The organism is Luteibacter sp. P4_D7_3, from assembly GCF_056401735.1.
Window position 1 is genome coordinate 1 of sequence record NZ_JBFUIT010000196.1, and the last position, 7679, is coordinate 7679.

A 7679-nucleotide genomic window follows, 5' to 3' on the forward strand; every position below is an offset into this window, starting at 1 on the left:
GTATACGTAGGTGGCCAGATTCTTGCAAGCGTCCTGCAACAATCCATCAACTATCGGCACCCACAAGAAAAAGGCGCGAACCGAAGTCCGCGCCTTTCCATGCCCAGCGTTACCCGGAGCTCAGCCCGCGAACGCCTTCTGGCACCAGGCCAGCAGCGGCGACCACGTAAAGCCCAGCACCAGCAACGCGAGCGCATTGATCGAGAGTACCCAGCGAGCCGGCGCGTCGGCAGTGGCACGGACATCGGTGCCTTCGGCCGGTGCATCGAAGTACATGACCTTGACCACGCGCAGGTAGTAGTACAGACCGATGATGGCAGCGACCGCACCCACCAGGGCCAGCCACAGCATGCCCGCTTCCACGGCGGCCTTCAGCACCAACAGCTTGCCGTAGAAACCGAACAGCGGCGGCACGCCGGCCAGCGAGAACATCACCAGCAGCATCAGGAAGGCAAACCACGGCGAACGCTGGTTGAGGCCCTTCAGATCGTCGATCTCTTCGCATTCGAAGCCCGAGCGCGACAGCACGATGATCATGCCGAACGCGGCGGCGCTGGTCAGCGCGTAGCTCACCGCGTAGAACATCGACGCCGAATAGCCGTCCGGGCCACCGTTGACGAAGCCGACCAAGAGGTAACCCATGTGCGAGATGGTCGAATAGGCCAGCAGGCGCTTGAGGTTGGTCTGCACCAGGGCAACCAGGTTGCCGATTGCCAGGGAAAGCACGGCCAACACGGCCAGCATAAGTTGYCACTGCGGCGCGAGGCCGGTGGCACCGCCGGCAGCATCGCCCATACCCGTCGAGAGCAAGCGATACGCCATGCCAAACGCGGCCAGCTTCTGTGCCGAACCGATGAACACGGTCACGGCGGTCGGCGAGCCCTGGTACACGTCCGGGATCCACATGTGGAACGGCGCGGCACCGAGCTTGAAGCCGATGCCGGTGATCATGAAGACCAGGCCAAACAGCAGCAGGGTCTTCCACTCGGTACCGACGATGGCGGCGTGGATCGTGTGCAGGTCGAGGCTATGGGTAGCACCGTAGACCATCGACATGCCGTACAGCAGCATGCCCGAGGCCAGCGCACCCAGCACGAAATACTTGATGGCCGCTTCCGACGAGAGGCTCGAGTCGCGGTTGAGTGCGACCAGGGCGTACGACGAGAGCGTCAGCAATTCGAGACCGAGGTACACCGTGACCAGGCTACCGGCCGACACCAGGAACATGATGCCGACGGTGGCGAAGAGCGTCAGCGTGTAGAACTCGCCGAACGGAATCGCCCGCTCCTTAAGGTACGGACGCGCGTAGACGAAAATCATCGCTGTGATCAGCAGCGAGAACACCTTCAGCACTTCCGAAACGCCGTCACGGATGAACATGCCGCCGAAGGCGCTGACCGACGAGGCCGGCTGCCCGCTGACGACGAGGTACGCGCCAACCAGCAGGACGAGGATGGAGAGCCAGTGAACCGCGCCCTTCTGGCCCGGCTTGAGGTAAGCATCCAGAAGAAGCAGCACGCAGGCTGCGACCACGAGATAAATCTCGGGGAGCAGGATCAGGATGTCGTTGATACTCGGCATGGATAGTTCCCGCTCAGACTTTGGTAATGGCCAGCTGCTCGACAATCCGAGCAACCGACGCATCCATCAGGTGGACCAGCGGCTCCGGCCAGATGCCGAAGAGCAGCACACCGGCGGCGAACGCGCTCAGCATGAAGATTTCGCGACCGTTGACGTCCTTCAGTTCCGCGACGTGCGAATTCGTGACCTTGCCCCAGAGCACGCGCTTCACCATCCACAACGTGTAGGCAGCGCCGATGATCAGGGTGAACGCGGCGAACAGCGCGATCCACGGGTTGGCACTGAACGCGGCCAGGATGACCATGAACTCGCCGACGAAACCGCTCGTGCCCGGCAGGCCGCTATTGGCCATGGCGAACAACACGTAGAACGGGGCGAAGATCGGCATCACGTTGATGACACCGCCGTAGTCCTTGATCTGACGCGTATGCATGCGGTCGTACAGGACGCCAATGCAGCTGAACATCGCGCCGGAGATGAAGCCGTGCGAGATCATCTGGACCATCGCACCCTGCATGCCCAGGCGAGCGGCATCCGGGTTATTCGTCTCACGCACCAGGATGAAGGCGATGAAGATACCCAGGGTCACGAAACCCATGTGCGCGATGGACGAGTACGCCACCAGCTTCTTCATGTCCTGCTGAACGAGGGCGATGTAGCCGATGTAGCAGACCGCGATCAGGCTGAGTACGACAATGAGCCACTCATAATGCTGCGAGGCATCCGGCGCGATCGGCAGGCTGAAACGGATGAATCCGTAGCCACCGATCTTCAGCATCACCGCCGCCAGCACCACCGAACCACCGGTAGGCGCCTCCACGTGGGCATCCGGTAGCCAGGTGTGCACCGGCACCATCGGGACCTTGATCGCGAAGCCCAGCAGGAAGGCGAAGAACAGCCAGCTCTGCTCGGTGAGCGTCAGATGCACGGCAGCCATGTCCGAGATGGCGAAGCTGCCGCCGGTCTTGTGCCACAGGTAAAGCAGGCCKACCAGCATGAAGATCGAGCCGAAGAACGTGTAGATGAAGAACTTCAGCGTCGCGTAGACACGGCGCGGACCACCCCAGATACCGATGATGATGAACATCGGGATCAGCATGGCTTCGAAGAACACGTAGAACAGCATCGCGTCCGTCGCGCAGAACACGCCGATCATGGCGCCTTCGAGCAGCAGCATGGCGGCCATGTACTGGTGCGGCTTGTTCTGGATCACTTCCCATGCGCCCACGATCACGAGGATCTGGGTGAACGTGGTGAGGATGATCAGGGCAACCGAGATACCGTCGACGGCGAGCGAGTAGTTGATGCCGAGGGAGGGAATCCAGCTCAACGATTCGTTGAGCTGCATCGTACCCGTGGTGGCGTCATAGGCAGGGATGAGGGCCAGGCTGGCGGCGAACGTGGCGACCGCGACCAGGAGCGATATCCAGCGGGCAAGGCCGGGGCGTCCGGTACCGGCGAGCAGCACCGGAATGGCGCCGACGACCGGGAGCCAGATCAGCAGGCTGAGCAAGTGATTCGACATAGAGCTCGTTTCCCTTATTGCCCGATCAGCCAGTACCCGCCCAAGAGCAGGATGAGGCCGAGGATCATGGCGAACACGTAGTGGAAGAGGAATCCGGATTGCAGGCGGCGGACGCCACCGGCGATGCGCTGCACAAGGTTGGCCGAGCCGTTGACGATGGCACCGTCGATGATGGCGGTATCGCCCACCTTCGACAGGCCTTCGCCGAGCTTCACACCACCCTTCGCAAACACCGCGAAGTAGAGTTCATCGATCCAGTACTTGTGGTCGAGCAGGTTGTAGACCGGCATCAGCGCGTTCTTGATCTTGTCGGCGATGGACGGCTTGAACAGGTAGATGACAGTGGCGACGAGGAAGCCCGCCAGCGCCAGCAGGAACGGCAACTGGATGAAGCCGTGGAGACCCATGGCGATGGCGCCGTGGAACTCATGCCCGACTTCGGCGAGCACGTTGTTCGCCTCGTCTACATGGATAGCCTTGCCGAACCAGTCACCGAACAGCATCGGGCCGACGGTGAGACCACCGATGATGATCGACGGAATGGCAAGCAGGACCAGCGGAACGGTAACGACCCACGGCGACTCGTGCGGTGCATGCTCGAGCACGCCCGGCGTACCGTGGTGGTCATCGTCGTCCTGCACGATATCGTGCGAACCGTGCGCATCGTCGTGGTGAGCGGCGACAGCGTGAGCAGCGTCGTGATGGACGGCATGCGCGTCATGACCGTGGCCATGCGCCTTGTGCTCGACCGTGAAGCGCTCCTTCCCGTGGAAGGTCATGTACAGCAGGCGGAAGCTGTACAGCGAGGTGACGAACACGCCCGCCATGACGCAGAAGTACGCATAACCCGCGCCCCAGCGATGCGACTCACCGACGGCCTCGATGATCGCGTCCTTCGAGTAGAAGCCGGCGAAGAACGGGGTGCCGGCCAGGGCCAGCGAGCCGATCCACATCGTGATCCAGGTGATCGGCATGTACTTGCGCAGGCCACCCATGTAGCGCATGTCCTGCTCGTGGTGCATGCCCATGATGACCGAGCCAGCGCCGAGGAACAGCAGCGCCTTGAAGAAGGCGTGGGTCATCAGGTGGAACACGGCGCCGCTATACGCGGAGACGCCGAGCGCAACCGTCATGTAGCCGAGCTGCGAGAGCGTCGAGTACGCGATGACGCGCTTGATGTCGTTCTGGACGATACCGATCAGGCCGGTGAACAGCGCCGTGGTCGAACCAATGACGAGGATGAAGGACAGCGCACCCTCGGTCAGCTCGAAGATCGGCGACATGCGCGCGACCATGAAGATACCGGCGGTGACCATGGTCGCCGCGTGGATCAGCGCCGAGATGGGGGTCGGGCCTTCCATCGAGTCCGGCAGCCACACGTGCAGCGGCACCTGGGCGGACTTACCCATGGCGCCGATGAACAGCAGGATGCCGATCACGGTCGCGGCGTCCCAGGCGTGATTCTGCGTGATCTGCAGCGTCTTGCCGACCAGCTCGGGAGCGTGATCGAAAGCCGTCTGGTAATCCAGCGTGCCCATGAAGTACAGGATCGCCGAGATACCGAGCAGGAAACCGAAGTCGCCCACGCGGTTGACCAGGAAGGCCTTGAGGTTGGCGAAGATCGCCGTCGGGCGCTTGTACCAGAAGCCGATCAACAGGTACGACACCAGGCCCACCGCTTCCCAGCCGAAGAACAGCTGCATGAAGTTGTTGCTCATGACGAGCATCAACATCGAGAAGGTGAACAGCGAGATGTAGCTGAAGAAGCGCTGGTAGCTCGGGTCTTCCGCCATGTAGCCGATGGTGTACAGATGCACCAGCAGCGACACGAAGGTCACCACCACCATCATCATGGCGGTGAGGCGGTCGATCATGAAGCCGACCGAGGCATGGAAGCGACCGATCTCGAACCAGGTATAGACGTCCTGGTTGAAGTTCTGTGCACCACCCCAGACCAGCTGGTAGAGCACGTAGAACGACAGGCCGCAGGCGATTGCCACGCCCAGGATGGTCGCGGTATGCGCCCCTGCCCGGCCGATCAGCTTGCCAAAGAGGCCGGCCAGGATCGCGCCCACCAGGGGTGCCAGTGCGATCGTCAGCAGGATTGAAAGCGAGAGACTCATCGGATCAACCCTTCATGCTGTCGATTTCGGCGACATTGATCGTGCTGCGATTGCGGAACAGCAGGACCAGGATCGCCAGGCCGATAGCGGATTCCGCCGCGGCCACGGTAAGGATGAAGAACACGAAGACCTGGCCGCCGACGTCGCCGAAGAAGCGCGAGAAGGCCACGAAGTTGGTGTTCACCGCCAGGAGCATCAGCTCGATCGCCATGAGCAGCACGATCACGTTCTTGCGGTTGATGAAGAGTCCGGCGACCGCGATACAGAAGAGGATCGCGCCGAGGACGATGTAATGGGAAAGCGTGATCACTTGGCGTTCTCCTGCGTCGGGTCGACGACCGGCGCCGGGGCCGGGCTGACGGAAGCCATCTGTTCGCTGGCAACCTTGATCACGCGAACGCGGTCGGTGGCCTGGACCACGACCTGCTGGGCCGCAGACTGGTGACGAACACCGACGCGCTGGCGCAGGGTCAGGGCGACGGCGGCGACGATACCCACGGTGAGGATCAGGGCGGCGATCTCGAACGGCAGCAGGAAGTCGGTGTACAGGGCCTGGCCCAGCCACGCGACGTTCGAGTTACCGGCCGGGTTCGGACCGAGCGTGTGGGCGTGCATGGCTTTCACGCCGATCATCGCTAGCATTTCGACCAGCATGACCACCGCGACGACGATGCCCACTGGCAGGTAGCGAATGAAGCCCTCGCGGACGACCTCCTGCTTGATGTCCAGCATCATGACCACGAACAGGAACAGCACCATCACCGCGCCGACGTAGACGACTACCAGCGCAACGGCCAGGAACTCCGCTTCGGCCAACAGCCATACGCAGGCCATGCTGAAGAAGGTCAGCACCAGCGAGAGCACGGCGTGGACCGAGTTCTTCACGGTGATCACCATCAGCGCACCGATAACGGCCACCGCGGCGAAGAGGTAGAAACAGATGAGTTGAAGCAGATCGGTATTCATCGAGTTCTCCGGGCGCTCAGCGGTAAGCCGCGTCTTGCGCGCGGGCGGCAGCGATGTCCTGCTCGAACCGGTCACCAATGGCCAGCAACTGGGCCTTGGTTACTACGTTCTCGCCGCGATTTTCGAAGTGGTACTCGTGCACGTGCGTCTCGACGATCGAATCCACCGGGCAGCTCTCTTCGCAGAAGCCGCAGAAGATGCACTTGAACAGGTCGATGTCGTAGCGCGTGGTGCGGCGCTGGCCATCTTCCGGACGCGGTGCCGAGTCGATCGTGATCGCCAGCGCCGGGCACACCGCCTCGCACAGCTTGCAGGCGATGCAGCGCTCTTCACCGTTGGCGTAACGGCGCAGGGCGTGCAGGCCACGGAAGCGGTTCGACTTGGGAATGTGCTCGAACGGATAGCGAACGGTGTATTTCGGGCTGAACATGTAGCGCATGGTCAGGCCCATGCCCTTGAACAGCTCGATGAGCAGCAGGCTTTTGAGATAGTGGGTTACGCGGGTCATGGCTTTCAGGCTCCCGTGCCGAGGTGGACCCAGCCGAAATACTTCATGCAGCCGGCGACGAGGACCCAGACGATGGTGATGGGGATGAAGACCTTCCAGCCGAGACGCATGATCTGGTCATAGCGGTAGCGCGGGAAGCTCGCGCGGAACCACAGGAACAGGAAGGCGAAGAAGAAGGCCTTGATGAAGAGCCAATGGAAACCGCCGTGGCCGATCAGGCCCCAGCTTTCCGGGAACGGTGAGAGCCAGCCGCCCATGAAGAAGATCGAGGTCAGGAAGCTGACCAGGATCATGTTGGCGTATTCGGCCAGGAAGAACAGCGCGAACGGCGAGCCGGAGTATTCGACGTGGAAGCCCGCGACGATTTCGGATTCGCCTTCCGCCACGTCGAACGGTGCGCGGTTGGTTTCCGCCACGCCCGAGACGAAGTAGATGACGAACACCGGCAGCAGCGGCAGCCAGTACCAGGTGAAGAAGTTACCCGACTGCGCGTGGACGATGGCCGAGAGGTTCAGGCTACCGGTCAGCACCAGCACGCAGACGATGGACATACCCATCGACAGTTCGTACGAGATCACCTGCGCCGCGGCACGCATCGCACCGAGCATCGCGTAGCGCGAGTTCGATGCCCAGCCGGCGAGGATGATGCCGTACACACCCATCGAGGTCATGGCCAGCAGGTAGAGCACGCCGGCGTTGACGTTGGCGAGAACCACTTCCGGACCGAACGGCACCACGGCCCACGCGGCGAGCGCGGGGACCAGGGCGAGCATCGGCGCGAGAAAGTAGAGCGCGCGGTTGGCGTTGGTGGGAAGGACGACTTCCTTCAGGAGCAGCTTGACGACGTCGGCGAAGGCCTGGAGCAAGCCGGCGGGACCGACCTTGTTCGGCCCCATGCGGACGTGCATCCAGCCGAGCACCTTGCGCTCCCACCAGACGTACAGCGCGACGCCAATGACCAGCGGCAGCACGATCG

The 7679-nt window shown here is 62.2% G+C and carries 7 protein-coding genes; all 7 read right to left on the reverse strand.

The features are described 5' to 3' along the window. Nucleotides 1-120: 120 nt before the first annotated feature. The 7 genes from nuoN to nuoH are packed head-to-tail and all read right to left on the reverse strand — an operon-like array spanning nucleotide 121 to nucleotide 7677. Nucleotides 121-1581, reverse strand: coding sequence for an NADH-quinone oxidoreductase subunit NuoN (nuoN, locus tag AC1DSN_RS15325; protein WP_477331484.1), 1461 nt, complete (start codon nucleotides 1579-1581; stop codon nucleotides 121-123). Nucleotides 1582-1594: 13 nt separating this feature from the next. Beyond that, nucleotides 1595-3106: an NADH-quinone oxidoreductase subunit M gene (locus tag AC1DSN_RS15330; RefSeq protein WP_213948275.1), complete on the reverse strand. Its 1512-nt coding sequence runs from the start codon at nucleotides 3104-3106 to the stop codon at nucleotides 1595-1597. A gap of 14 nt (nucleotides 3107-3120) precedes the next feature. Continuing rightward, nucleotides 3121-5229: an NADH-quinone oxidoreductase subunit L gene (gene nuoL, locus AC1DSN_RS15335; protein ID WP_477331486.1), complete on the reverse strand. Its 2109-nt coding sequence runs from the start codon at nucleotides 5227-5229 to the stop codon at nucleotides 3121-3123. 4 nt (nucleotides 5230-5233) lie between these two features. Continuing rightward, the gene (nuoK, locus tag AC1DSN_RS15340) at nucleotides 5234-5539 is read right to left on the reverse strand and encodes an NADH-quinone oxidoreductase subunit NuoK (RefSeq protein ID WP_036112219.1); all 306 of its coding nucleotides are present in this window, start codon (nucleotides 5537-5539) and stop codon (nucleotides 5234-5236) included. After that, the gene (locus tag AC1DSN_RS15345) at nucleotides 5536-6195 is read right to left on the reverse strand and encodes an NADH-quinone oxidoreductase subunit J (RefSeq protein WP_063571795.1); all 660 of its coding nucleotides are present in this window, start codon (nucleotides 6193-6195) and stop codon (nucleotides 5536-5538) included. Before AC1DSN_RS15345 ends, nuoK begins: the two co-directional genes overlap by 4 nt. A gap of 16 nt (nucleotides 6196-6211) precedes the next feature. After that, a complete protein-coding gene (nuoI, locus tag AC1DSN_RS15350; protein WP_063571794.1) occupies nucleotides 6212-6703 on the reverse strand; it encodes an NADH-quinone oxidoreductase subunit NuoI in 492 nt (163 codons plus the stop codon). 5 nt (nucleotides 6704-6708) lie between these two features. Further along, the gene (nuoH, locus tag AC1DSN_RS15355; protein ID WP_477331489.1) at nucleotides 6709-7677 is read right to left on the reverse strand and encodes an NADH-quinone oxidoreductase subunit NuoH; all 969 of its coding nucleotides are present in this window, start codon (nucleotides 7675-7677) and stop codon (nucleotides 6709-6711) included. Between the last annotated feature and the right edge of the window lie 2 nt (nucleotides 7678-7679).

Bases quoted from the DNA above. Each gene is read 5' to 3' on its own strand.
- AC1DSN_RS15345 (WP_063571795.1), bottom strand. From the start codon at position 6,195: ATGAATACCGATCTGCTTCAACTCATCTGTTTCTACCTCTTCGCCGCG.
- nuoL (WP_477331486.1), bottom strand. From the start codon at position 5,229: ATGAGTCTCTCGCTTTCAATCCTGCTGACGATCGCACTGGCACCCCTG.
- nuoI (WP_063571794.1), bottom strand. From the start codon at position 6,703: ATGACCCGCGTAACCCACTATCTCAAAAGCCTGCTGCTCATCGAGCTG.